This window comes from Methanosarcina sp. 1.H.A.2.2, from assembly GCF_000979975.1.
Taxonomy (GTDB): domain Archaea; phylum Halobacteriota; class Methanosarcinia; order Methanosarcinales; family Methanosarcinaceae; genus Methanosarcina.
Genome location: NZ_JJQL01000051.1, coordinates 1 through 26052, shown reverse-complemented (window position 1 = coordinate 26052; position 26052 = coordinate 1). Strand labels below are relative to the sequence as shown.

The 26052-nt window shown below is 40.3% G+C and carries 17 protein-coding genes; 9 read left to right on the top strand and 8 right to left on the bottom strand.

The window, feature by feature from the left end; genetic code table 11:
• Positions 1 to 165: 165 nt before the first annotated feature.
• Complete coding sequence (locus EO93_RS07515; protein WP_048161807.1) at positions 166 to 1107, bottom strand: NAD-dependent epimerase/dehydratase family protein; 942 nt, start codon at positions 1105 to 1107, stop codon at positions 166 to 168.
• A 1122-nt stretch (positions 1108 to 2229) separates the two neighbouring features.
• Here EO93_RS07515 and EO93_RS07510 point away from each other — a divergent pair.
• The 3 genes from EO93_RS07510 to EO93_RS07500 all read left to right on the top strand — a co-directional run bounded on the left by EO93_RS07510 (position 2230) and on the right by EO93_RS07500 (position 6455).
• On the top strand, positions 2230 to 3129 hold the full coding sequence (locus EO93_RS07510; protein ID WP_048143955.1) for a glycosyltransferase family 2 protein: 900 nt from the start codon (positions 2230 to 2232) through the stop codon (positions 3127 to 3129).
• A gap of 22 nt (positions 3130 to 3151) precedes the next feature.
• The gene (locus EO93_RS07505; protein ID WP_048161805.1) at positions 3152 to 4165 is read left to right on the top strand and encodes a glycosyltransferase family 2 protein; all 1014 of its coding nucleotides are present in this window, start codon (positions 3152 to 3154) and stop codon (positions 4163 to 4165) included.
• Positions 4166 to 4433: 268 nt separating this feature from the next.
• Positions 4434 to 6455: a hypothetical protein gene (locus tag EO93_RS07500; RefSeq protein ID WP_048132360.1), complete on the top strand. Its 2022-nt coding sequence runs from the start codon at positions 4434 to 4436 to the stop codon at positions 6453 to 6455.
• 264 nt (positions 6456 to 6719) lie between these two features.
• Here EO93_RS07500 and EO93_RS07495 read toward each other — a convergent pair whose 3' ends face one another.
• Entirely contained in the window at positions 6720 to 7925 is a 1206-nt protein-coding gene (locus tag EO93_RS07495) for a glycosyltransferase (RefSeq protein ID WP_048161804.1), read from the bottom strand.
• Positions 7926 to 8126: 201 nt separating this feature from the next.
• On the opposite strand from EO93_RS07495, the gene EO93_RS07490 reads away from it, so the two are divergent.
• The 3 genes from EO93_RS07490 to EO93_RS07470 all read left to right on the top strand — a co-directional run bounded on the left by EO93_RS07490 (position 8127) and on the right by EO93_RS07470 (position 15839).
• Positions 8127 to 9311 (top strand): glycosyltransferase family 4 protein, encoded by a 1185-nt coding sequence (locus tag EO93_RS07490; protein WP_048161802.1) that lies wholly within the window; start codon positions 8127 to 8129, stop codon positions 9309 to 9311.
• An 898-nt stretch (positions 9312 to 10209) separates the two neighbouring features.
• Complete coding sequence (locus tag EO93_RS07480; protein ID WP_048161799.1) at positions 10210 to 13155, top strand: disaggregatase related repeat-containing protein; 2946 nt, start codon at positions 10210 to 10212, stop codon at positions 13153 to 13155.
• Between the two features lie 1214 nt (positions 13156 to 14369).
• On the top strand, positions 14370 to 15839 hold the full coding sequence (locus tag EO93_RS07470; protein WP_235283298.1) for a flippase: 1470 nt from the start codon (positions 14370 to 14372) through the stop codon (positions 15837 to 15839).
• Positions 15840 to 15907: 68 nt separating this feature from the next.
• On the opposite strand, the gene EO93_RS07465 is transcribed toward EO93_RS07470, so the two are convergent.
• The 3 genes from EO93_RS07465 to EO93_RS07455 form a co-directional block, all read right to left on the bottom strand.
• Complete coding sequence (locus tag EO93_RS07465; protein ID WP_048161794.1) at positions 15908 to 17089, bottom strand: hypothetical protein; 1182 nt, start codon at positions 17087 to 17089, stop codon at positions 15908 to 15910.
• A 441-nt stretch (positions 17090 to 17530) separates the two neighbouring features.
• On the bottom strand, positions 17531 to 18481 hold the full coding sequence (locus tag EO93_RS07460; protein ID WP_048161792.1) for an NAD-dependent epimerase/dehydratase family protein: 951 nt from the start codon (positions 18479 to 18481) through the stop codon (positions 17531 to 17533).
• Between the two features lie 501 nt (positions 18482 to 18982).
• Positions 18983 to 20425, bottom strand: a complete 1443-nt coding sequence (locus EO93_RS07455; protein ID WP_048161790.1) for a TIGR04279 domain-containing protein — start codon at positions 20423 to 20425, stop codon at positions 18983 to 18985.
• A 786-nt stretch (positions 20426 to 21211) separates the two neighbouring features.
• Between EO93_RS07455 and EO93_RS07450 the strand changes: the two genes are divergently transcribed.
• Positions 21212 to 21409, top strand: a complete 198-nt coding sequence (locus EO93_RS07450) for a hypothetical protein (RefSeq protein WP_048161788.1) — start codon at positions 21212 to 21214, stop codon at positions 21407 to 21409.
• Positions 21410 to 21557: 148 nt separating this feature from the next.
• Here EO93_RS07450 and EO93_RS07445 read toward each other — a convergent pair whose 3' ends face one another.
• The 3 genes from EO93_RS07445 to EO93_RS07435 form a co-directional block, all read right to left on the bottom strand.
• Complete coding sequence (locus tag EO93_RS07445; RefSeq protein ID WP_082107599.1) at positions 21558 to 22478, bottom strand: CPBP family intramembrane glutamic endopeptidase; 921 nt, start codon at positions 22476 to 22478, stop codon at positions 21558 to 21560.
• 2 nt (positions 22479 to 22480) lie between these two features.
• Complete coding sequence (locus EO93_RS07440; protein ID WP_048161786.1) at positions 22481 to 23368, bottom strand: DUF1616 domain-containing protein; 888 nt, start codon at positions 23366 to 23368, stop codon at positions 22481 to 22483.
• 409 nt (positions 23369 to 23777) lie between these two features.
• On the bottom strand, positions 23778 to 24011 hold the full coding sequence (locus tag EO93_RS07435; protein WP_048161783.1) for a hypothetical protein: 234 nt from the start codon (positions 24009 to 24011) through the stop codon (positions 23778 to 23780).
• Between the two features lie 714 nt (positions 24012 to 24725).
• On the opposite strand from EO93_RS07435, the gene EO93_RS07430 reads away from it, so the two are divergent.
• Positions 24726 to 25247, top strand: a complete 522-nt coding sequence (locus EO93_RS07430) for an acyltransferase (RefSeq protein ID WP_048161782.1) — start codon at positions 24726 to 24728, stop codon at positions 25245 to 25247.
• Between the two features lie 111 nt (positions 25248 to 25358).
• On the top strand, positions 25359 to 25910 hold the full coding sequence (locus tag EO93_RS07425; protein ID WP_052734335.1) for a DapH/DapD/GlmU-related protein: 552 nt from the start codon (positions 25359 to 25361) through the stop codon (positions 25908 to 25910).
• The last annotated feature ends 142 nt before the right edge of the window (positions 25911 to 26052 follow it).

Genomic DNA, 26052 nt, shown 5'->3' with positions numbered 1-26052 from the left:
CTGTAATTTCATCTCATTGCAGATATTCGGAATTCTTTTAAGGAGTTATATTCACTCAGCTTTAAAATCTATAATTTTTTGCCTCAAAAAATAAAGCGATAACCCTATATAATTATGAAAACCAAATCCTGATTAGTATAGAACTCTCCGGATTCATAGATCTAATCATTTGTAGAGATATTCGTTTTCTCTAAACCATTCGATAAATTTATCTAATCCTTCAACAATGTTTGTTTCCGCTTTCCAATTAAGCAACTTTCTTGCTTTTGTTACATTAGACTTAGTATTCTTGACATCGCCTTTCTGAGTATCTATATACTTTATTTTTGCCTGTTTTCCGACGGTTAACTCTATTTGTTTTATCAAATCATTGACAGTAATATTGTTCCCGCCACCGATATTCACCACTTCTCCTACAACATCACTTGTTGCTGCCAGAAAATTTGCTTCAACTATATCATCAACATAAGTAAAATCTCGGGTTTGAGATCCATTCCCATAAACCGTTATTTCCTCATCATTAAGTATCTTACTAACAAATTTGAAAATCGCCATATCGGGCCTTTGTCTCGGACCAAAAACGGTAAAATATCTCAAAGAAATAGTTGGCATGCTGTAATTTGTGCAATATAACGAGCATAAATGCTCAGCTGCCAATTTAGTAACACCGTAAGGAGAGACTGGATTTAATAAAGATTTTTCATTCATCGGTAGCTCATCAGTATTTCCATATACAGATGAAGAAGAAGCATACACAAATTTTTTAATATTACTGTCCTTATAATATTCGAGCAGTTTTTGAGTCAATCTGATGTTGTATTCAAGATAAGTATCAAAATATTTTCCCCATGATGCCCTGACACCGGCCTGTGCGGCCTGATGGAAAACATAATCTACATCAGGGTATTTGTCAATAGAGAGCAAATCTTTATTTATAAACTCAAAATTATCATGGTTCAAAGCTGTATACAGATTATTATCTTTGATATTTTTAGAGTAGTAAGCGGTAAAACAGTCAACACCTACTACCTCATATCCTTCTTTCAATAATCTTTCAGTCAAGTGAGATCCTATAAACCCAGCGCAACCAGTAACCAGTGCTTTCATCAAGTACGCCTCTGTAATGAAGTTGTGGAAATATTAAACTTACTTTAAATTGATGGCTTTTCGGTGTTTTGTGCGGGTTGATAATAATTACCCGGTTGAAAAGTGACCGCCCCAAATGATACACATTGATCTTGAATATGTTTTTCCAAACAAAAATGTATTCAAACATTATATGTGTTGTACTATGTTTAGAAGTTTACTCTAAATTATCCACAAATAGTGAAGAGCCAATATTATTCATGTCGATTGGGAAGATTAGTCTCATCACAGCATGCAGTATTTCCTGTAAACATTCCTATATATCATAAAAGTCGTTTGATTGTCAACATAATCATCAAGAGTATGGGCCCAGGGCGCAAGTAACCGTCCATATAGTGATCTTATAAATATTTCAGAATTTGGAGATTGGTCTGAGTTTCAATTCCTGAGCCTTTTTTTCTATTCAGTAAAGCTTATGTTCCTAAATCATCTCTTTTTTTCAATAATAGTTTTAACTCGATCTATTCAAATTACTTTTTTGTATAAACTCTTTCCCTTCTCATGCCCGACGTTATAACAATATATTCATTTTTCTTTATATTACTACTACTTTTTACTTCTCAACTCAATTCTCGGGATTTTTTTGAAAACATTTCCATAATAAGTCTATTATTTTTTTATGTTATCGCGTATTGCAAAAAACCTCTTGATTCCTATATATGTATAAATTTTTATTCCCATATTGATACTAAGTAAGATTTATATCGGAGCGCTTTAAGCTCCTTTTCTGGCGAACGGGATTTCCAATTAAGCTTATTTCTTTTTCGTTATCGGGCGGACTGCTTAATTATTTTTTGGGTCCCAATATTTATATAGCTCATATCTTTAAACAAATACACGTCTTATTCCGAACTATGACTCGCTTGCAGGGCATCTTTCCTTTCCCTAAAAGGAGCACAACAATCCCCCAAATGATGCGCTGTAGATCTGGTTACAGATGATCCTTAGAAACCCTTTAAAGTTTGTGAAGCGATGACTCTGAAAAATATATTCAATGTATTTGAAATTCTCGCCGATTTCTCTATAGAAAGGCGCTTTATAAATATTCTTGAGTTTTTTCATCAAAGAGGTAGATGATAGCACATGACCATTACTATTGCAGCCATGCCTGCGTATAACGAAGCCCATTCCATTGCAGATGTTATCAAAGGCTGCAAAAAATACGTAGACTGGGTGGTGGTCGTGGACGATGGGAGTACGGACAATACTGTTGATATCGCTGAATCCCTTGGTGCCTACGTAGTCCGCCATGAAATAAACAGAGGATACGGAGCAGCCCTTCGAAACTGTTTTGAAACCGCCCGCAACCTCGGCGCAGGTGCTATGGTCATAATCGATTCCGATGGCCAGCACGATCCTTCCGAAATTCCCCGGCTTCTTGAGCCCTTAAAACAGGGATTTGACCTTGTGATTGGCTCAAGGTTCGTCAACGGCAACGGAAAAAATGTCCCTATTTACCGTAAGTTTGGAATGAAAGTTCTTGATATTGCAACTTACATAGCAGGTGGTCTCAATGTCACTGATTCCCAGAGTGGTTTCCGGGCATATGGCAGAAAAGCTATTGATAATATAAACCTTAACGGCACTGATATGTCTGCCGGCTCTGAAATTCTTATTCAGGCAAGAGACCATAAACTGAAATTTACTGAAGTCGAAATTCACTGCAGGTATGATCTTGAGGATTGTTCCAGTGAGCATCCTTTCATACATGGCCCCCGGGTCCTGTTTCAGATTCTAAAAGATATGGAGTACAGGCGCCCCCTGTACTATTTTGCCGTTCCGGGCCTGATTATGGCCTCTACCGGTTTTCTTATGGGACTTAAGTTTTTACAGGATTACATTCTGGGTGGATACCTGCGTTTCGGGCCAACGCTCCTGATGGTAATGCTGACAATTATAGGGGCTTTTATGATATTTACAGGAATCATACTGCACGCCATTTCACGAATGATATTTCTAAATGAACAGATTCGAAAACAATAAAGGTTAAAAACGGGGTCATTTTATGGAATATCCTTTTGTTTCGGTTGTAATAGGTATTCGCAACGAAGAAAAATTCATTGAAGAATGCATTGAAGCGCTTCTTCATCTTGATTACCCTCAGGATTCTTATGAGGTTATTATCGTCGACGGAATGTCCACTGATAAAACTCGGGAGCTCGTACAGAAATACCCTGTCAGGCTCCTTCTTAATGAACGAAAAAATGTTGCAGCAGCAAGGAACCTTGGAGTGGAAAACGCTCGGGGAGATCTTGTCGCATTTACGGACGGAGACTGCAAGGTAGATCCCGGGTGGTTGAAAACACTTGTTAGTGAAATGAAAAATGCCTCTGAAGATGTAGCATGTGTTGGTGGACCTAACTTAATATTTGATACTGACCCTATTTTTGGCAGAGTTGTAGGGTATGCTCAGGAAACATTTCTAGGCTCCGGAGGTTCTGCCCAGTCCAAAAATTCAACAAAGAAACATTATGTCAGTTCCCTTCCTAACTGTAATGCTATGTATAAAAAAAATTCCATTAAGGAAGCCGGGTATTTTGATGAGCGGTTTGTAGTGGGCCAGGACGGGGACCTTAATTACAGAATAAACAAAATAGGTCATAAATTCCTGTATATTCCAGAAGCAAAAGTGCTTCATCACAGAAGAGGAACTCTCAAGTCCTTTTCCATACGAATGTTCAAGTATGGCATGTGGATGGCCGAGCTTTTCAAAAAACACGGAGAATTTGTCCGCTGGTATGCTTTTTTGCCTTCAATTGCCATAGCTTTTGCGGTTCTTTCGTTTATTGTTTCTCTTGTATATACAGTGCCGATAGCAGTTCTGCTAATACTGATGACCTTATATTTCGTTCTGGTTTTTGTTACCTCAATTCAGGTAATATATAAGATGAAATCAAAATATGGCATCCTTACCCTGTTTGTGATTCCTGTGCAGCACGTTGCTTATGGGCTGGGTTTTTTGTACAGTTTTGCAAATTCCCTTCTCCTTTCAAAAGACAGGTCTCTTTCGGATATTTAATGTTTAAGAATTTCTCCGGTTAATGTAACCATAGTTGCCGGTACGCAAATGTATAAAATGGTTGGATAAATTAACCCCGGCTTGAAGGATATTGGAGCAAAAAATTCTTAACCAATATAGACCTCACTGTAAATCCTATTGGCTTCGAACAAAAAATCCGAACCTTTTATTTCAGGTTCAACCCTGAATCCTGTTCGGATTCAATTTTGAATTCTTTATTTCAAACTCAATATATAAAGTTGTGATCGCTTAAGGTTATGGAGATAGTATGTTTGGATTGAGCGAAGAGACGGGACTCAAGTACATGGATAATAACCGTTTAATGAAGGTAATTTCCTTCCTGTTCCCACTAGCAATAATTCTCGCAGTTATATTCACTTTCGTATGGATGTTTGCAACCGGAAAGCCAGGTTATGCAATTCGTGGATTGTTTACAGGAATCCCTGCAGTACTTTCCTGCCTCTTTATATTGTACATTTACAAAAAAGATGTAAGTCTGCATGATATAGACAGTTTCCCGTCGATAAACATAAAGTCCCTTACATATGTGTTTAGCATATTTTATATTGGCTCAATAGCTGTGCTTCTACTATCTCAGGGGACCAGACCAGGGTACTATTTCGTATTTATTCTTGTGATGTACCTTTCGGTTTTCCTGCAAATATTCTCTAAAGAGGTAAGGCCGTCCCTTGTCCTTCTGGAATCTTTTTTAATCATGGTAAACCTTACTTACAGCGTTACCTTAAATTATGATTTCTACTTCGGGACCACTGACATTCTGCCTCACATTTTTCTTTCGGAACTCACTGCAGTAACGGGACAAACCATTTCCACTTCCTTAAGTGACTATGCATTTTTCCCCCTGTACCATATACTTGTTGCAGAAGCCTCCGAAATTTTGAACCTCAGCACAAAAACCTCACTTTTCCTGATTACAGCGCCAATTTATGCAGTAACCGTAGTTTTTCTTTACTATCTCTTTAATCATATTACCCACAACAGGCAAATCTCCCTCCTCTCCTGCCTGCTTTATTCCGCAAGTTATATTGTACTGTATTACGGCGCAAACGTGATTACACGCACAATGTCATACGTAGCGTTTATTATACTGCTATATCTGGTTTACAGTGTCAACTTCAAAGAGGATAAATTCTCTTTTAAAGCTCTTTCAGTAATTGTTCTGGTTTTTTTGACTCTGGTACATAACGTTTCCATACTCCAGTTCGTTTTATTACTCGTCATTCTCTTTGCTTCAGAGTATATTGTAGGGGCTGGCAACTATGTAAGCAAGCCTTTCTTTTTACTTCTAAATGTTACTTATACTGCTTACTGGTTCTTTATAGCTTATCTGTTCATGCAGAGAAGCCTGACTCCCCGTTTACAGAGCCATTTCTGGGACTCTATAGTTTTAACTTCTGGGGGCTCTGACGTACTTGAAGAGGGCTTTATCAGTCTGTTTGGGCTCCTGGATAAATCCGTCTTTTTATTTTTTGCCCTTATAGGAATAGGCTTTCTTCTGAAAAACTACAGGAAAAACTATGCTTCAGTTTTCGGGTTATTTGCCCTGTTAACCCTTATTTTCTATGTTCCAAACCCTCTCAATACTATCTGGCAGTTTAAGGTTCTGTTCAGGGTTGATCGGTTTATGCTTTTCGTTAGCCCCTTTATGGCTTTCGCAATGGGATATGGAATTTATGTATTCTGGAACTATATGGATAAATATGGGCCTAAAAAGTTCAATACAGTGGTCTTTATAGTTCTGCTGTTCTCAACTTTTGTTTTCATCTCTTCAGTCTTCAGCATCTCGGACGCGAACATGCTTGGACAGAGTTCAAAGCATGAATATTTCACTGATAATGAACTGAGTGGTTTTGAACATGTTTATAAGTACATTCCGGAGGGTTCTGCCGTTTATTCCGATTACTATACTACAAGGTTCTTTTATCTCCCGTCGATTCCTGAGGATTCTTCGGGTATGAACATCTCAATTTACAATAACTACCGAATCGATAATGTAAGTGAATTATCCAGTTACAGGGGCTATGTAGTATTCAGGACTCAAGAGTTTCTCAGGAGCGGTTTATACTTCGGCAGCGATGAAAGCAGCACTAAGGAAACTTCCAATTACTTCTACGGGAACACTCCCGAAAATGTAATTGATCTTGAGGACAATCTTACACAAGCAAATAAAATATACTCAAACCCAGCAACGGATATCTTTGCTCCCGGTCCGGCGTTAAGCAAACCTATCAGAAGTTCTAACCTTAACAGCACATTTACAGGCATTTAAATGCCTGTACTTATGCTTTTTTATGGAAAACACGAAAGTTCTAAATTATCTGAAAGACTGTAAAAGTAGCCTGTGTAAAAGTAGCCTGAGATTTTCAGGAGATCTGGCCAAAATATCCTGGGCATAATTCCGGTGAGCCAAAAAATTATATCAAACTCAGGTGGGTCAAAAGAGCATACCAAGTTCTCTCTGACCTGTGAGCAGAATTTCTCGATGAAGCAGAGTTCTGGTGAAGCAGAATCCTCTTCTTTTTTTACTATAGGTTTATTTTGAGGGATTTGATAGAAGCTCTGAGTATATATCTACGGTCTTCTTTGCATGGGCTTCCCAGGTAAGTCCCCGTTGAATTATGCTTTTACGCCCGAGTTTTCCCATCTTTTCCCTTCGGCTTTCGTTTTCAAGCAGCCGATTTATTTTTTCTGACAGGTCGGCAGGGTTTTTTGCAGGAACCAGATAGCCTGTTTCCCCATCAACCATCAGTTCCGGAATCCCTCCAACATCAGTTGCCACGACAGGGACTTCACAGGAAAGAGCTTCAAGCACGACATTTGGCCTTCCCTCTGAGAGAGAAGGCAGTACCAGCATATCTGATGCTGAAATCCAGAGGGGAATATCCTCATGGTTTACAGGTCCCGTAAATTTAATGGAGCCGGCAATTTTGAGCTCTTCTGCTCTTTTTTCCAGACCTTTTCTAAGCCCGTCGTCCCTGCCTACCATATAGAGGTCCGTCTTTGTATCCACAAAACTTTTTGCAGCTTCAATAAGGTAATCCACGCCTTTTATTTTTCTCAGGGCACCTATAAACAGGACAATATTCTTATCCTGAGGCAGGTTTAAAATATCCCTTGCCTGTTCTTTTCCTGCAGGCTTGAATATCTCCGTATCAACACCGTTAGGGACCACATGTACTTTACTTTCGTCTATCCCGAGATTCACTATATGGGCCTTGAGGTCTTCACTGACAGAAAGGACTTTATCGGCAAAATTCATGGCTTCTATAATCTGCCTTGAAGTATAGGTCCCTTCATAGGCAACCTTTCTTTCGATTGTGCCAAGAGCACTTATCACCAGAGGAACTTTCCATTTCTTTGCAAGTCTCATCATTCCGTACCCATCAGGATATGAAAAATGTGCATGAATCAGGTCCGGTTCTGGTTTTATGTTTTTTATGGCGTACCTGGAAATGAAATGGGCATATGAAATGCCGGTTATGGGGTAAAAATATTTTTTGGGAATGGCATAGATATAACGCGGGTAGTGAAGGTCATATTTTTCTGTATGCTCAATCCTGGGCAGTTTAGAAAAATTATGGTACGGAAATGCAGAAAAAGGAAGCACGAAAGCTTTTGGAGAAATAACCGTCACGTCTACTCCCTGGTCTGCGATTGAATCTATGCTCTGCTTTATAAACGTTCCAAGTTGAGGGTAATACCTATTAGGAAACTCCTGACATACTTCCAGTACTCTCATAATCTTTTTCCTTTTTCGATTCGGATGCCTCAAAAACACACAAAGGAGATAATTTCTCCTATAAATATCTCTCTGCAAAATCAGTATATTTCTCTTTCTGTACTTAAATCCCGAACCTACTCTTCCAGACCTATGAAAATTAATGAATGGAGTCGTGGGATAAACTAATTAACTACTTTTGCTATTCAGATACCGGCAATTATGTTTAAAAAAGTAAGTAATATTTTCCTGGTCTATTACAGCTCTTTCAATACAAAATCAGGTTCGAATATACACATACTCGAACTCTTAAGAAATTTGAAAAAATACACGGATGTAGTTTTGTTCGCGCCAGGTCAGAAAGGTGCAGAACATGGCTTTTCCGGAATAAAGTATGTGCCTGTGATAGATAATAAGTACCTTGTACAGCCTTCTTACGAGTTCATGCTATCCTTTTATCTTCTGTATTCATGCATAAAAAACAGGCCTGACGTTCTTTATCTCCGTCAGAACTCTTTTCCGTTCTTCCCCATCGCCCTGTGCAAACTTTTTGGCATTTCTTCTATAGTTGAGGTTAATGGGTTGGTTATGGATGAACTCAAGGTAAGCCCTGATTCTAAATCCTTTGCATACAGGGTTTTTTCCTATCTGGCACTCCGTTCCGAGAGGTTCAATTACAGATACTGTGACAGGATAGTTTCCGTGACTGATAAGCTCAAAGATGAACTTGTGAGGCTATACTCGGTCCCTGCAGAAAAAGTTCTTGTAATTAACAACGGAGCAAATACCGATATTTTCAAACCCATGGATCAAAAGCAGGCAAGAGCCAGACTCGAGCTTGATGATTCCAAGAAGTATGTATGTTTTGTAGGGCACCTTGCAGCCTGGCAGGGAGTTGAGTTTCTAATCTATTCCTCTCCTTTTATCCTGGAAAAATTCCCTGATGTTCATTTCCTTGTAGTGGGGGATGGGGTCATGAGGGATAAACTGCTGGAAACTGCTTCAGAGATGGGGCTTTCGGACAAATTCACTTTTACTGGAAGAGTCCCCTATGAGAATGTTCCTGTATACATTAACGCAGCTGATGTCTGCGTTGCTCCTTTTATAATGGAACGAAACTCAAAGATAGGACTTTCTGCCTTAAAAACATACGAATATCTTGCATGTGGAAAACCTATTGTAGCGAGCAGTATACCAGGGGTTAAAGACCTGATCGATCTTTCAGGAGGCGGAATTTCAGTACCTCCTGAGAACCCCGGAGAACTCGCTAATGCTGTGGTGAAGCTAATTTCCGATCCAAAGACATGCAATACCATGGGGGAACAGGCTCGTAAATATGTCGTCGAGAATCACAGCTGGGATGGAGTTGCAAGAAAGATTCTTGATATATGTCACGAAATTGTTTGATGTGGCCTTTTAGATCTCACAGAGCTTTCCTGTGATTTCACTATAGGCTTCATCTTTTTTCCTATCTTATCTTTTTTCTGACTTTATCTTTCTTCTCTATTCGTTATTTGAATTAGTCACGATTTAGCTATCATTCCACTATAGCTTTCTTATGGCTTTATTGCCGGCTTCTATTAGTGGCTGATTGTTTTTTATTTTTGATTTGTGGCTTTTATTATTGATTTCCTGCTCCAACATCTTATTTTTCTTAATTACTTTTACATCTGTTCTTCTCACGGCAAAGAATAAATGTTTAAGTTGATTGCGCGGAACATTCTTCAAAAATTACCTCTCATAAATCTCAGAGGTTTTACTAATTGCACTATTTTTTTTCATAATTTTTAATAACACGCCATTTCATATCGATTAATCTTCACACACAAATTTTAACAGTTCTTGCCATACGTCCCCCAGTGTCTAAATAAATTTATAAACTCTGCGCAAATACTTTTATAATATAATGAGCTAATTTACAATGGTGACTATAGAAATTTAATTAGGGTATTAATCCTAATTTATTCATAATGTCCACTCGGGGGGAATTTGTGTATAGTGGAAATAAATTGCCATTTAAGCAGGGGAATTAACTCTGAATCCAGTATTCTCCCCCTCATTTAATAATGGTTATTAGCCTCGGAACTGATACTTCTGCCAGGGCTTATTCTATAGTCTTGAACATTTGGTGAGTGGATACTATTGAACAATCTTGTCGGAGGGTTCTTTCAACAGACAAAATAAATTTATCAAAAAACAGCTCAACTGGCTATAAATTTATAGAAACTACCCGGCGAATCTGAGTGAACTTCTACCTTACAAACATATCAACCAATTGTATTATGATCGACCCCAGGTGATAGCAATGCTAAAGCGAAAATTGGGAGTCCTCTTCCTTATAGGGTGCTTTATATTTTCAAGTGTTCCTATGGTTTCATGCCGGACTTCTGCACCTATTATTTATGTTGCGGGAGATGGGAGTGGGGACTTTAACTGTGATGGAAAAGACGACCATGTACAGATAAACCAGGCCCTTAAATTCGTGGCAGAAAACTCTGCTTATACAACTGTCCACCTCAAAGGACCTTTTACATATGTTATTGACAATACCCTTCTGATCGGAAGCAACACTATTCTTGAAGGAGACTCAAATGCTGTGATCAAGCTGGTTGATCATGCAGGCTGGACTACTATGAAACCCCTTATCCAGCAGATGAGCAGTTCAGGGAATAACAATATTACGATAAGAGGTTTCGAAGTTGATGTAAATCATGATGGTAATGCTGAGCTTGCCAAGGGTAAAGGCTACTACAATGTGATTTATTTCCTTTACACCAGCAATGTAGCAGTCCATGATATGTATATGCATGATGGACACGGTGACGGGCTCAGGATAAAATACGGTAGTAATATCCAGTTTTATAACAACACGATTTATAAACTCGGACATGACGGCCTTTTTGCAATTGAGTGCAGTAATGTAGAGGCCTGGAACAACAAAATAACCTGCAGGACTAATAGTGCTCTGAGGGTATGGAACTCAAAGAATGTAAAGTTCCATGATAACTTCATTGATTCATTTTATCACTGGAGCGCAGGCGGCCCGGGTATTCAGGTTGAGAGATCCAAAGGTGACATGAATAATGTCGAAATCTACGATAATGTAATTACGAACACCTACGGACCAGGCATCTGGCTTATCGGGACCGCCGGAGCATACGATAAAAGTTTATCAAGCGTATATATTCACCACAATATCTTCTATGATTCCGGAACCAATCCGAGCATCGAGTGGGTTGGTGGGGTTTTAGGCAGTGGATTTCATAATGTCCTGATTGAAAATAACGTCTTTGATGGAGTTCATAACGCGGCGGTTGTAAATATGTATTCAACTGACACCAACGCCGGACCCTCAGGAACAGGATTCACGACCACTGTCCGTAATAACGTAATAGTAAACACCCAGCCACGCACGAAAAACGCTGCAGGAACAGGATATGGTGTGATTAATCGCCTTACCAGCTCCCACAAAATTGTGCTGGAAAATAACTGTCTCTACAGCAACACAGCCGGGAACTATAAAAATGTTAACTCAGCAACAGATATCTATGTAGATCCTCTTTTCGTGAATCGTAACAGTGGTGATTACCATCTCAAATCAGTAGCAGGTCGCTGGAATGGGGAAACCTGGGTAAAAGATAGCACAAGTTCTCCATGCATTGATGCCGGATCTGCTTCCTCTGATTACTCAAATGAGCCTGATGACAATGGAAACCGGATCAACATAGGGGCATTCGGGAACACAAAGTATGCTTCAAAATCAGGAACATCGCCAATAATTAATAATCCTCCTGTGATAAATTCCATCCCTGATGTTACTGTTGAAGCTGGAAAAAGCCTTACCTTTACAGTAAGCGCTTCGGATGCAGATGGAGACAGTCTCGCATACTCTGCTTCAGGTACTCCCACAGGTGCTACTTTTGACAGCAAATCAGGGGTTTTCAGCTGGACTCCGGCTGCAGGACAGGAGGGGACATACAGCTTAACCTTTGAGGTAAGCGATGGAGAACTGACAGATTCGGCTACTGTAGCTGTAAACGTTGTCAAACAGGAAAACTCCTCTCCCGTAACAGGAGAGGTCTACGACAACCGCCTGCGTGAAGCTTCTTCTAATACAGTCTATAAGAGTTCATCCTATATTGACATAGGTGGGATGAGTACTGGCAGATACAGGGATGCAATGTGGTTTGACCTGAGCGAGTACACCGGGTCGACTGACGTTAGTAATGCAGCCCTTTCTCTCTACTGGTATTATCCGGCAGGAAGCTCAAGACCAGCAGATACTGTGATTGAGGTTTACAGGCCTGCTTCTACCTGGGACCCAGATTACGTGAGCTGGAATAAGAGAAACAGTGGTATTGCATGGAAAAATCCAGGAGGAGACTGGTACGATAAAAACGGTGTTTTGCAGGGCAGCACTCCATATGCCACAATGACTATTAAGGGCAGTACTCTCCCTGATAACAGGTACTATGAGCTGGATGTAACCGACCTCGTAAAAGAGTACACCAGTGGAAAGTACGAAAATACCGGTTTTCTGATTAAAGCAAAAACTGAAAGCAACAATTATATTGCATTCTACAGCAGTGACTGCGGAATTGAAAGTAAGAAGCCAGAGCTTAGCATAACACAGAAAGCACCTGTAGTGACCGAACCTCCTGTAGTGACTGTAAATGTAACTGTTACTGGCGCAACGGATAACCGCCTGCGTGAAGCTTCTTCTAATACAGTCTATAAGAGTTCATCCTATATTGACATAGGTGGGATGAGTACTGGCAGATACAGGGATGCAATGTGGTTTGACCTGAGCGAGTACACCGGGTCGACTGACGTTAGTGATGCAGCCCTTTCTCTCTTCTGGTATTATCCGGCAGGAAGCTCAAGACCAGCAGATACTGTAATTGAGGTTTACCGGCCTGCTTCTACCTGGGACTCGGGCTATGTGAGCTGGAATAAGAGAAACAGCGGTATTGCATGGAAAAATCCAGGAGGAGACTGGTACGATAAAAACGGTGTTTTGCAAGGAAGCACTCCATATGCCACAATGACTATTAAGGGCAGTACTCTCCCTGATAACAGGTACTATGAGCTGGATGTAACTGAGCTCGTAAAAGAGTACACCAGTGGAAAGTACGAAAACACAGGTTTTTTGATAAAAGCAAAAACTGAAAGCAACAATTATATTGCATTCTACAGCAGCGATGTAGGGAACATAAATCAGGTGCCAAAACTTCAACTGGTATACAGCTAAAGGCTTGGATGTCCTTTAAGGAGGTAATCCGAAATTCTAGACTGCAGGAAAGGTTAATTTCCCAATGCCTGCTTTTCGGAAAAACCTCTTTTTACCAGTGAAATATGCCCAACTTTTTTACTGGCAAATCTAAAGTTTTTCTACAAGATGACGTGCTTCATGTAACAGCACTTTTCACCTTTCGTTTTTTTATTATTATGGGAGTGCAGAGGGTCACGAATACCCTGCTCTTTAGAGACTGTCCGACAATTCAATTTCAGGGCAAAAATCTACAAAAAAAGGTGTTTAAAGCCTTTAAATCAAAAAAGAATGACTTCGGTTATTGTCGGGAGTAATTTTCTTACAGCTTGTTTAGCCTGGGGGCAGTTCACATGTCCTATCCTGATTCTCTGTACGGTTTTCTTTAATTTTCATTCTATCTTTTTATACTTGCCAAAAATTCTCTTTTTGATGTTTTGGTTGCCTGCATCCTGTTTTTGGTAGGTCTACATTACATTTTGGAATTACTTAATGATGACGTTTTTCTTCTCTTATTTAAATATGCATTTGGCCTGAAGCTTATTCACATATGCCCCAAATTTCACGATAAATATAATCAATGAACCATTTTTGCAATAATGTTCTGTATCAGGGATAATATGCTTCCCAGCAAAAACGCTATCAATAAAAATATTATGAAAAAAGCAGGGTACATACCGAAAGTAGGCTGATAATAAACTATTATAAAAATTTATTTAAACACAAAGGCTTTTATCCTTTGTAGAATTCTCTTCTTGGGGTGAGAAGGAGCCCGATTTATTCAAAAGAAAACGCCGTTTAAATAAATTGAAAGTTAACGGCGAGAATTATTCTATATCTCCCGTTCTCGAATTCATAATTATTCCCGAATTAAAGGTGTTTCTATGAATCTAAATTATTGTGCCCTTATTATAAGAATAAAGTTAACGCTGAGAAAAAATTTAAAATCTCCATACTTTCTCTTTGCAATTAAAGGTGTTTTTGATGATAATAAACCAATTCGCTCCGGTTATCGAAAAACAATCAATCTCCATGCTAAAACCTGAGCCGGATAATCAATGGCAATCAAAAGGATTTATATGTCAAACATTAATTAGTGATCTGAATCGAGGCTACGAAAGATATTTTCGCGCGACTATTTCATAAGCTCCTTTAATTAAAAACGGAAAAGAGACAGTTCTTTTTAAGGTGGTATGATGTCATATCAAAAATTTGCAAGGGATGTTGGCTTTATTGGGATTGTTCAGATACTTACAAGCCTTAGTACCTTCTTTTTACTTCCCATTATCACAAAAACCCTTGGAGCATATGATTACGGACTCTGGGCACAGATCAATATTACAGTATCTTTAATCTCTTCTCTTGCACTGATGGGGCTTTCGATGAGTTTCGTCAGATTTTTATCTTCCGAAACCGATACGAAAATAATAAGGGAAGCAGTATACTCAATCCTTTTTTTTGTTGTAGTATCAGGTTTTCTGGCTTCATTCGTATTATACGTATTTGCAGAACCACTTGCAACTTTCGGTTTTAATGACCCTGAAGCAACCTATTTTGTTCAGGCAGGTTCACTTTTAATTCTACTGAACGTAATTGAGTCTATATCCCTTTTTTATTTCAGGGTTTTCAGGCAAATTAAAAAATTTTCTTACTTTACTCTTGTTGAAACCTTTGGAAAACTGTTATTTATACTGGTTTTCCTTAAAATGGGGTACGGGCTTCTTGGAGTAATAACCGCTACTTTAATGGTTCAGGGTCTGATTTTTTTAATCACCCTTATTACCATAGTTTCACAGATAGGGTTTGTTATCCCGCGGTTCACTTACATCAGAGAGTACCTGCAGTTTTCTCTGCCGTTAACTCCAAACGCACTTATTAGATGGGTTACGGAATCAAGCGACAGATATATGGTTACTTATTTTCTTGGCCTTGGCAGTGTAGGTGTCTATTCTGCAGCGTGTTCAATCGGAAACCTTATCCAGCTTTTTGTAAGCCCTCTTCAGCTTATTCTCCTTCCCGAGCTTTCAAAGCTGTTTGATGAGAATAAGATGGATGAGGTAAGAATCTACATGTCGCATTCTCTAAGGTACTTCCTTATTATCTCTATCCCCGCAGTTTTTGGGCTTTCAGCCCTCGCAAAGCCTTTGCTTGGGGTTCTTACTACTCAAGATTTCATTTCTGGCTGGTTCGTAATCCCTATCATTGCTTTTGCCGGGCTTCTGGCAGGAATATTCCAGATTTTTGTTAATACAATGTTCCTTATAAAAGAAACGAAGTCTACTACCTATCTTAATATCATTGCTGCTGTCTCAAACGTTCTAATCAATCTTATTCTCATACCGTCAGTCGGCATTATCGGTGCTGCTATTTCAACTCTTGTTTCCTACTTTTTGATGGCTATGCTGTGCATGCGCATGTCCCTTAAACATTTTAAACTTGATTTTTATTTTATGGACATTGCAAAAAGTATTTTGTCATCAATGGCTATGTACTTCTTTGTTTCCAGCTTCGCCATCTCAGGTATACTTGAGCTTTTCGAAGCAATGGGGGCAGGCACGTTTATTTATGTGGTTGTGATGTTGCTGGTGGGCGGCTTTACTGACCATGAAATGTCTTTAATAAAAAGATATTTATTCAGGTCAAAGGTGAGCCCAAACAGCAAATAATCTGTCCTGTATTCTCGGTATCGAGTAAATATGGATTAGCTGGTTAGTCTCAGCTTTTGAATAACTCATCAGCCTGTTATTCCCAGTACTCGCAGGAACTTTTTGATAGCTCCGCTCACTATATCCGTGCTGTCCTTTAAAAATGGCTTTATATCTTTTCTATCAAATACAGCAAAATGGGTTTCATCTGACTCTACAATATCCTTTAAAAAAGTCCTGAGGTATTTCCTCTGCATTATCAGATTTTTTATTTCATGTTTCATATAGAGAAAATGGATATTCTTGTTTTTCACCTGCACCTGGGGGCTTACTTTTTTTCCCAGTGCATCCAGGTACTGGGAGTACTGCAGGTTAACCCCGGATAGGTTACCTACCCTATGCCACATCATTGAACGAAGGTTTATCTCCATAAGCTTGTATTTTTTGTCTCTGAAATCGTATTTAAACTCAGGTTGTGCGATTCCTTTTATATCCATACCATTCAGGAGGGTTCTTCCCTGTACGAGCACTTCTTCAGGTGCCTCATTTGAAGCGGCTGAAAATACTCCGAAATTATCAGGGTATTGAGATAATTTTTTTCCGGTCCATTCGTTAAGGGTCCTTCCTTTCTGGTCTCTGTACCCTACATAAGCATATATACAGTCCCCATTTCCTGGAATTATTTCTGAAGCCAGGAACTTGATTCCAGTATCCAGATAATTTTCGATTTCCTTCTGTACTTTCTTCAGATCTTCAGGATTCTCTATCTTCAGGTTTCTGAAGACCTTTCTTCTCAGGTCTTCCCTTTTGTTTGGCTTCAGGAGAACAGGAAACTGGATCGTTTTTATATTTTCCAGATCATCTTTTTTCTGAAGAAGTATTGTTTTAGGATATGGAACACCAAGCTTTTCACAGTAAGAGTACTGGATATATTTGTCCAGGCAGGTTAGCAGGTTTTCAGGATTAAAGGGCAAAAAACAGAAGGAGTGGATTTCAGGATAAATGGTATGCAAATTTTCAAGCTGCAGGTCATTAGTGGGAAATATAATTATTTTTTCATACTCCTGATGGAGCTTTTCAATCTCTCTGCGCAGGCTATCCGGGGTATTATCAATAAGCACAAACTTCTTTATTTTATTACTGTATGAGGCAAGTTCTCTGGAACTCCCGAAAAGAACTATTTCTTCTATCTTTTTCTCGTACAACTCCTTAATTATCGAATATCCGTTGACGTATCCCCCCAGAACAAGCGCACAGTCATTTTTCTTCATATCACATACACCTTTAATTCTGAGGTGGGAACTTTGAAGTCCTCCCCTCTTTTCAGTGTTAACTTTCAACTTATTTAAATACTGTAGTTAACAATGTTAACCTCGCGTTTATCTGGTTCTTTTTCTTCAAATTGAACCAGTTCTATCCTTTTTTTCTCGGAATCTATAACTTTGTACCCTCAATTGCGGTTACAGACTCGGAATAAGGTATTAAGGCGACGAGAATCGGAAAAGTTAGCTATCCTTTGAAATTTTAGGTTTAATTGTATGTACTGAGGTTTCATGTGGACCGCCCGCTAAATCTAAAGATTTAACAGGCTTCCCGTTTCACAGATTACTTTCGGAATCTCCACATGCTTGATATAGAGCAGTTCCTGCCTTATTGTGTTTTATACCCCCGGGTTAAAGACCAATGGGTTTTACGATTCTTCCTATAAATTCTCAGTTTCCGGAAAGCAGTTCCCTGGCCGTTTCTCGTACACTGCGCTCCGATGTATAGGCAGGCCTCCATCCCATAGCTTTTAATTTCTCAATCCCGAGTCTCATCCTTGGTACATCGCCTTTCCAGCCTCTGCTTCCTCCGGTATATGTGAAATCTACGTCAGAAAGCCCCATCTCTTCCACAATGACTTTTCCTATCCCTGTAGCACTGATAGTGTCTTCGGATCCGATATTGAAGATATTTACTTCTTCTTTGCTTTTCTCTATTGCAAAAAGGATCGCATGAACACATTCCGATACATGGAGGTAGGATTTTTCCTGCTTTCCGTCCCCGAGAATCTCGAGCCCGCAGGGATTTTCTTTCAGTTTCTTTATGAAATCTACAGTAATTCCATGAGTGCTGCGGGGTCCGACGATGTTTGCGAACCTGAAGATCCAGGCCTGCATATCAAAGGTATGAGAATATGATGTAATGAGGGCTTCACAGGCGAGTTTGGAGGCGCCATAAAGGGATATGGGGATAAGGGGACCGTAACTTTCGGGCGTGGGCATAACACTCGCTTCCCCGTAGACTGTGGATGTAGAAGTAAATGCAATCTTTTTAACACCGTTTTTCCTCATTGCTTCCAGCAGGTTGTAGGTTGCCAGGATGTTCTGGTCGAAATGGACTTTTGTATCTGAAGCCCCCAGCTTGACGTCCGGGTTTGCAGCCACATGGAAGACGAAGTCGATGCCTTTACAGGCGCTTTCGATCGCTTCCTGGTTGAGCAGGTCTCCTTTCATCAGGGTGAAATCAGGATTTTCAAGGTGGTGCTCTATAAATTCCATCTGCCCGGAACTCAGGTTGTCAAAAACAAGGACTCTGTTTCCTTTTTCCATCAGACGGTCTACAAGGTTGCTTCCTATGAAGCCAGCTCCGCCTGTAACCAGTATTTTCTTTTTTAGGGACATAAGAAATCTTCCAGTAATCTCCCTTTAACTTATAAATATCTTTATTTATGTTTCTCTGGAGCAAACATTTTTCCTTTCTCTACTTCCCCTTACTTGCCTTGTTCCCTTCCTTGTCCCAGAACAGTCTCCATCCGCCCCTCAAGTTGCCCCTGCCTCGGCTAGGGAGTGGCGCATGCAGTCCGAAAAGATCTAATCAGAACGCTTTAGGGATCAAGGTACTCTTCAGGGGGCCGGGATCAAGGTACGATAGTAACATGAAGCAATGTTGAAAATTTACTGTAAATTTGAAATCAAATTTTTCTATATTGTTCCTGGTTCGATTCCCTTTTAAGTGAATTTACTTTCCCGGAACTTTTTAACATTTTCCCTTTTTCCAAAAAATGGCACCCTGCTTCACATGATGCAAAAGGCAAGTGGAAGCTCACTCAAACGCTCTTCTTATAAAAAATCAAAAATAGGAGTACTGCCTGACAGCACTCCACTATCCTTCTTAACTCACTCTCAAATTCTTCTTCTATTCATCACGACTATCCCGAGCATTATTACGCCTGCAAAACCCGCCAGGAAGCTAATTCCGTTTGGAATACTATTTTTCCGGGCCTCAGCAGCCACTCCATTTTCTGGAGAGGCAGATTTAGCTTCTTCTGTCAGGGTTAGGGCTTTTACGCTGGATTCTTCGGGGGCTTCAGTTTCCGGAGCTGCTTCTATACTGCTCGAGGCTGAACTTTCACTCTCGCTTGAAAAGCGGCTGGAGCTCGCACTTGAGCTTGAATCCAAACCGGAATCCAAAGAAGAATACATGTAAGTTCCAGCTCCGGTTATTGTAACTTCTTTCTGGGCTATCCCCACAAGGCCGTTTCCTTCCTCAAACGCCCCTGCAAAGAGGAGGTAGTCCCCGGTTGGAAGGTCGAAGGCGGTCAGAGAGAGTGTGCTCTCGTTTTCTTCCCCAATCGTTATTGTGCCGTTCCCTTCCCCTATCAGGGTCTGGATCTCGGTCTGAAGTTCGTCCTTGCCGAGTTTGGACTCGAGATTCGAGGAGTCAATGTCAAACTCATCGATGATGTCGATTCCGTTTATAAGCACATCCGTTCCGGCCCACGTTCCATTGGAGTTAAACCTCATGTCCGCACAGTAAGCGCTTTCCTTGACAAGGACTGCCCCGTAGGTGAAGGCGCCCGGTTCGCTTGTATTCTCCAGGGAAAGGCTGATTTCCAGGTTATTCCCTTCTTCCAGGCTTTCCGGGGCTTCTATTCCAAGGTCGTATTCCAGGACCTCAAAGAAGGTCACGGAAAGTATCTTCTTTTCCTCTGAAGAGTCGTTGAGAAGGACAAAGATCCCGTAAAGGCCCGCGGGCTGGGTGCCCAGGTTAAGAGTTGCGGGTATGTCCCCATTTTTGTCCAGGGTCACGGCTCCTACCTGTGTGTAAGACCCGAAGGTGTCGTTAAAAATCCCCTTAAAACTGCCAGGGTTCTCTTCTTTGATGGCCTTGAAGGCGTCATAGACTGAACTAAGGCCAGTGTCCCTCATATCGACAAGGTATATCCCGGCTTCCTGATCCTTAAAGTCGCTTGAGCCGCTGAAGTCCATTTCCACACTCTCGTCCACTGTATAGAAAGGATGGGTGGAATACGGGTAAGTAATCAGGTAGTCCGTATAGTTCTCGACATTAAGTTCAAGATCCGCCCCCTCCAATTCGAGTCTGTTTGTCCCGTTGTAGGTGAATGTGAAAGGTTCCGGCAGCCTGATTGCATTTCCTCCGCTCAGCAGGATCCAGTTGCCTTCGGTCTGGCTTTCATCGTGGTCTGCAAAAAAAACGATTTCATTATTTTTTTCTATGCTTGCTATGTAGGGCTCTTCTTCGGAAAGAGCCGCCGATAAAGCTGAAGGGATTACGGAAAGCATGAGTAAGATCATTCCGATTAGTATCCCTGATCTTTTCTTCAACTACTACCCCCCTATTACGTTTAATTTTCCTGAACGTTTAATGTTCTTGATATCTTCTTTTCTTTTCAGTTCCCACCCTATGTCGAATTTTAATTGCCCTCTTCTTTTAATTGCGTAGTAGTCGGATCTGAGCATATATATTGGTTTTCAATATATATATCTTTAAATAATTATATGTAAGAAGTAGTCGGGGATTTTTTTCTTATTTTTTGGGAAATTATTGTCCTATTAGATCTTTTTACGTGAATCGTGCATAATTTTCTGAAAACTCACAAATCTCAAGAAGTCATTGGAAGGATAATTGCACATCAGAAGAGCCAAATCACAGATAGTATGCAAAAATATGGCTTTATATTTTCAGCAAATTCGGCACACTGCCGGAAAGCCTCTTTAGGTGGGTTTTCACCACATTTTTTTCCCTTGTCCCCTGGATTTACTCTTGCCCACTAATTCCAGAAGATTCCCCCAATTTTCCGGATCAACAGAGAGACTACCTTATCATTGTTTATTCGGATTTGCTACTGAAATATTCTTGGAGTTTTTCCCCTTGTACATTTTGGAGAACTCTAAGAAACATAGGTAAAAAGTGGTTCTCATATTTTGCCTAATTTCATTCAAATTTAAATTTTTGTTTTCCTCTACCGTTTTTGCAAGTCTTTGTTCACTGTTTTTAGGAGGTTTAATCAGTTTTTTATATTACGACGTATTTTATTATTAAAACGGGAAATATTTGTGTAAGGGGGGATTAACAAGCTAACAAGTATAATTTCATCCAGTGCTCTCTCAATGCTAACTGCGCCGGGACTTCCTGAATTCGGGTTCGTAGCTGTAATCGGGTTGATTTCATTTCTCTCGTTCAAAGAGGTCCTGTCAGCATCGAAGCTTCAGGGAAAAGCTCTGGAAAGTTCTTTAAATATGGGGATTGTGCCACTGTTGATATCTTTCAGTGCAATTGTTGTCTATAAAATTGCAGAAATTTTGTAACCTGATGGTTATTCTCAGGTTTTTTTCTGAAATATTGGGCATCTTTATCGTCCCCTTTTCTTTTTTACACCAAATTTGCCGGTTCTCTCAGCTCATCTTTCTTCTTTAATCTCTCTTTCTCCCCGACCGGCGGTATGTACAAAAAGCATCAAAGCAGCCCGAGTCCGGGACCCAGGTGGGGGATAACCCCAAACAAAAATACATTTACGAAGCCGTGGGCCAGTGTGATCAGCGGCAGACTTCGGGTTTTGTAGAACATATAACCTATGATAACCCCTACAAAAGAGGTGTATAATACTTCATAGGAAGTCCCATACCCGGAGTGCATGACCCCGAAAAGCATGCTTGAAAGCAGTATCCCTCCCCATACCCCGAAGATCTTATTAAGCCTTGTCTGAAGAACCGATCTGAATATTACTTCTTCTACAAGCCCCACAAAGAAGACCATAACCACTGTTAGTTTTAACAGGTTCAGGGGGGAGAGGTCGGGGATGAGGTATCCTGTCCGGATTACCATGTATTCCCCTACCCCCAGCCCGGCGCCTATCAGGACCGAAAATGGAAAATAAAGCCATATCCTCCTGAGAGTTATCCCCACCTCTTCAAGTGTCAACCGCTGGTAGACAGCAGTAATCGCTACAGGGACTGCGAGGGGGGCATAGATGAAAACGAAAGAGTAAAGGGTTATATCAAAGAAGACAGGCATTGAGAGGTTGACCAGGCGAAGGAGTGGGAGGAGCATCAGGGCCTGGCAGGTCTTGCGGATTTCTTCATTTTTCATAAGTGGAATAGAAAGGGAGAGGCCCATCAGGAGGACCATGTGCACCCAGACGGCTTCTTTTATTCTCCCGGAATAGATCAGCATTTCTGCAAAAGCGATGGCAAGAATGGGTATTCCTACATAAATTTCCTTATTCCTTATCTCCGGGTTTCCCGATTCGGTAGTTTCCTGCTTTTCGGTTTCAAAGGATGCTTTTTTTTCTTCAAACAGGCTGGCAAGATCCGGGTTTTCAGTTTCCTTATGGCTTTTATTTTCCCGATTCTCAGCCGGAAGTTCCGGGTTTTCCATCTTCAGGCCTCCTTCGTGACGTTTATCCAGAGGTGCAGGTCCCTGTAAGGTACGCTTTTTTCGGTTTCGTTGAAGAGCAGAAATTCAAGTTTCATATCCGTTCCTTCAAAAGGTGGGGTTATGGTCACAGGCTCTTCCCAGGTAGCGTTGTGGCCGAGACTTATGTGTCTCAGGTTTTCAGGAAGGTCCAGGGAGGTATTTTCGAGCCGCATATCAATGCTGTAGTTCATTGTCCTGTACTCGTGGTTTACTATTCCGACGATAACAGTTCCGCTATCTCCGGGTGCGTACCGGGTCGGATAATTATCTGCCAAACCTTCAGATCCCAGAATGTAGAACTCCGTGAAATGCTCCCCTTCCTTTGGGGTCATAATAACATACACAAGGGTCCCCACTGAAGCAAGAATTGAAAATATAAGGATGACCGTAAGAATTTTGTCGATCTTAGTTTCAGGTTTTTCTATGACCTCCGTTTTCAGGGCAAGGAAGGATTCCTTGATATGCACTGCAAAAGCTTCGTCTTCGGGAAGCTGCCTCCTCCTGAAGTATGCTGCTCCGCACATTGCCAGGGTAAAGCCTGAAAGGCTCATAAGGATAGGAATGAGCCTGATCCCCCAGGGAGTGTAGTTAAGGCCAAGCCCTATCAGCGGCACTATCGCAATGCTCAGCCCGAAAGAAAGTGCTGTCCGCTCAATCCCGTCCAGATCTGTTTTTGCGGGAAAAAGAGCAGCTATCAGGGCATATCCGGGTAAAAAAAGAACCATTGGCAAGCCAAGGGCTGTGCGGATGAAGCTGCTGCTGAGAGGAGGTATGAGCACGAAGATGTTCGTAAGGATTACAAGAACTGCCATAAGTAGCAGGTCCGAGGGAAATTTTCTGGTTCTGACCATTTAACCTCTCCGACAATTTTTATTCGATCTCAAATTGAGTCCATTTGTTTATATCCCGGGAATTGGAAAAATGAGGTTAAAAGGTGGGTTCTTACATTAGGAACGAGGAATCAAACATAGATTCCACTCTCAGTACAGGTTCTTGTTTATAACAGGAAATACCCCCACGTATTTTCCCCTTGATGTTTTAACTCCCCATCAAATTATATCATCTTGTTCTATGAAATCTTTTCCCCCTCTTTAAAGGTTTTTCCTGAAACAGATATTTACTCAAGAGTCTCTGAAATTTAGGGAGTATCTTCCTTCCCACATCTCTCTACATTTTCAGCTTTATGGAAATTGTATAAAAGCTAGGAATTAATCCGGATTCTGGGAAGCTTTGTCATGGCTTCTTTCTGCACATTTCTATTTACAAAAGCATCGAATGCTTAGAAGGATATATCTGTGATCCACCCCGTGTCTCAAAAAGATTTTTGGGGGCGGACTCTGTCTTCCACGAGGCTGTCCGTGTGCCTGTGCCCGTAAGCTGTGAAAAGCCGGAGAAATCAGGAGCAATGTCCTCCTCAGAACACTGAGATCCCTCCCGTTCTGCATGGAAATTGGTGGCGAGGAGCTTGTAATCCTCTTCTCGGCAAGCGGTCATTAGAACAATCCCGTCCTCCCAAAGCGTGAAGATGTGTCTCAGTGTCCTGTTTTATCATACACGATATTTACTCACTACCTGTTCATTTGGGTTTAAATTCTTCTTTATTTGCTCTTACACTCCTGATTCCCTCAATGAGTTTTACTTGTCGATTATTTTTTTTCTAATTATTGTTTCCTAACTCTTTATATCGTTTCATTTGATATGTAAAATATTCATTTGTGGATATATTATCAAAAATATGTAATTTTTAAGAAGTTGTGTGTGGGGTCCAGGGTTCCTTTTTGAGGGGGTAAAAATTGGAATATGTATCTGGTGTATAGTTGTTACTTTCAAAAATTTTAACGAAACAATTTAAATTTGGAATTGTTTGATTTTTCGCTCTGAAATAGTGGTCTCTGAAATAGCTGGCAATTCCATCTTTGAAGATCAAGAGCAATTCCATAAGCTAGGAATTTAGAGCCATTATCATCTGAGAAAAGGGGATTTTGCATTTGACTCTTATGATTGCTGCGATGCCTGCGTACAATGAAGGTCATGTGATTGCAGAAGTAATGGGGTGCAAAAATGGCTTTTATCGGGATTAGGCAGCAAAGGATGTCAAGATAATTTCTCAAATAGGTCCAAGTCAAAAATAAATGGAATCTTTCAAAAATAGTTTCTGAAGATATACTTGGATACAAATCCAGTGAAGGATTTTAGAAGTGGGAATCTATGGAAGAACCTGAGGAAATTAACGAACGAGAAGTTATGGAGTATTATGGTTACAGTGGTTCATTCGGTGTAATTAAATTTTATTTTCGTTATTTAATTAGCTGGATATTGCAGACGATGGCTAAAATTTGTCCGCATTATGGAATATCTGCAAAACTCCAGCGGATGAGAGGTGTAAAAATCGGAAAACACGTATATTTGGGGCCTGGCGTCCAGCTCGATGATCTATACCCTGAGTTAGTTACAATCGAAGATTACGTCAGTATTGGGATGGGGACCATGATCTTTGTGCATTCTAATCCCACATGCTCCCCATATCTTAAAACAAAGTATTATCCAAGAGATTTAAAACCTGTAACTGTAAAAAGTGGTGCATGGATTGCACCTGGTAGTATAATTCTTGCAGGAACTACAATCGGGGAAAATAGTGTTGTTGCAGCTGGGAGTGTTGTTATGAAAAACGTAGAACCATCTACCGTTGTAGTTGGTTGTCCGGCTAGAGTTCTAAAGAAACTTGAGTGATCAATGTTGGAAGTGCATGATGGGTTATTGTGGTTGGTTATGGAAGTTTGAGATAAACTTTTCATCATTTTATTAAATTTACTTTATTAAAAAATCGAGGATAGGAATCTAATGGAATACTTTGAGGAAATTAACGCACTAATGGAATGCCCTGAAAAAATTAACGAACGAGAAGTTATGGAGTATTATGGTTACAGTGGTTCATTCGGTGTAATTAAATTTTATTCTCGTTATTTAATTAGCTGGATATTGCAGAAGATGGCTAAAATTTGTCCGCATTATGGAATATCTGTAAAACTCCAGCGGATGAGAGGTGTAAAAATCGGAAAACACGTATATTTGGGGACTGGAGTCAACCTCGATGATCTATACCCTGAATTAATTACAATCGAAGATTACGTCAGTATTGGAATGGGAACCATGATCTTTGCACATTCTAATCCCAGATGTTCCCCATATCTTAAAACAAAGTATTATCCAAAGGAAGTAAAGCCTGTAACTGTAAAAAGTGGTGCATGGATTGCGCCTGGTAGTATCATTCTTGCAGGAACTACAATCGGGGAAAATAGTGTTGTTGCAGCTGGGAGTGTTGTTATGAAAAACGTAGAACCCTCTACCGTTGTAGTTGGCCGTCCGGCTAGAGTTCTTAAGAAACTTGAGTAATAAGTGGTAAATTGTACAAAATTAGTAAGGGAACTTCATGAAAATTGCAATTATTCTCGGCACAAGGCCTGAAATTATAAAAATGAGCCCTATAATCAGAGAATGTGAGAAACAGGGCATAGAGTATTATATACTGCATACA

Bases quoted from the DNA above. Each gene is read 5' to 3' on its own strand.
- EO93_RS07515 (WP_048161807.1), bottom strand. From the start codon at position 1,107: ATGAAAGCACTGGTTACTGGTTGCGCTGGGTTTATAGGATCTCACTTG.
- EO93_RS07425 (WP_052734335.1), top strand. From the start codon at position 25,359: ATGGAATACTTTGAGGAAATTAACGCACTAATGGAATGCCCTGAAAAA.
- EO93_RS07510 (WP_048143955.1), top strand. From the start codon at position 2,230: ATGACCATTACTATTGCAGCCATGCCTGCGTATAACGAAGCCCATTCC.
- EO93_RS07505 (WP_048161805.1), top strand. From the start codon at position 3,152: ATGGAATATCCTTTTGTTTCGGTTGTAATAGGTATTCGCAACGAAGAA.
- EO93_RS07480 (WP_048161799.1), top strand. From the start codon at position 10,210: ATGCTAAAGCGAAAATTGGGAGTCCTCTTCCTTATAGGGTGCTTTATA.
- EO93_RS07500 (WP_048132360.1), top strand. From the start codon at position 4,434: ATGTTTGGATTGAGCGAAGAGACGGGACTCAAGTACATGGATAATAAC.
- EO93_RS07460 (WP_048161792.1), bottom strand. From the start codon at position 18,481: ATGTCCCTAAAAAAGAAAATACTGGTTACAGGCGGAGCTGGCTTCATA.
- EO93_RS07495 (WP_048161804.1), bottom strand. From the start codon at position 7,925: ATGAGAGTACTGGAAGTATGTCAGGAGTTTCCTAATAGGTATTACCCT.
- EO93_RS07430 (WP_048161782.1), top strand. From the start codon at position 24,726: ATGGAAGAACCTGAGGAAATTAACGAACGAGAAGTTATGGAGTATTAT.
- EO93_RS07490 (WP_048161802.1), top strand. From the start codon at position 8,127: ATGTTTAAAAAAGTAAGTAATATTTTCCTGGTCTATTACAGCTCTTTC.
- EO93_RS07450 (WP_048161788.1), top strand. From the start codon at position 21,212: ATGCTAACTGCGCCGGGACTTCCTGAATTCGGGTTCGTAGCTGTAATC.
- EO93_RS07440 (WP_048161786.1), bottom strand. From the start codon at position 23,368: ATGGTCAGAACCAGAAAATTTCCCTCGGACCTGCTACTTATGGCAGTT.
- EO93_RS07465 (WP_048161794.1), bottom strand. From the start codon at position 17,089: ATGAAGAAAAATGACTGTGCGCTTGTTCTGGGGGGATACGTCAACGGA.
- EO93_RS07470 (WP_235283298.1), top strand. From the start codon at position 14,370: ATGTCATATCAAAAATTTGCAAGGGATGTTGGCTTTATTGGGATTGTT.
- EO93_RS07435 (WP_048161783.1), bottom strand. From the start codon at position 24,011: ATGACCGCTTGCCGAGAAGAGGATTACAAGCTCCTCGCCACCAATTTC.
- EO93_RS07445 (WP_082107599.1), bottom strand. From the start codon at position 22,478: ATGGAAAACCCGGAACTTCCGGCTGAGAATCGGGAAAATAAAAGCCAT.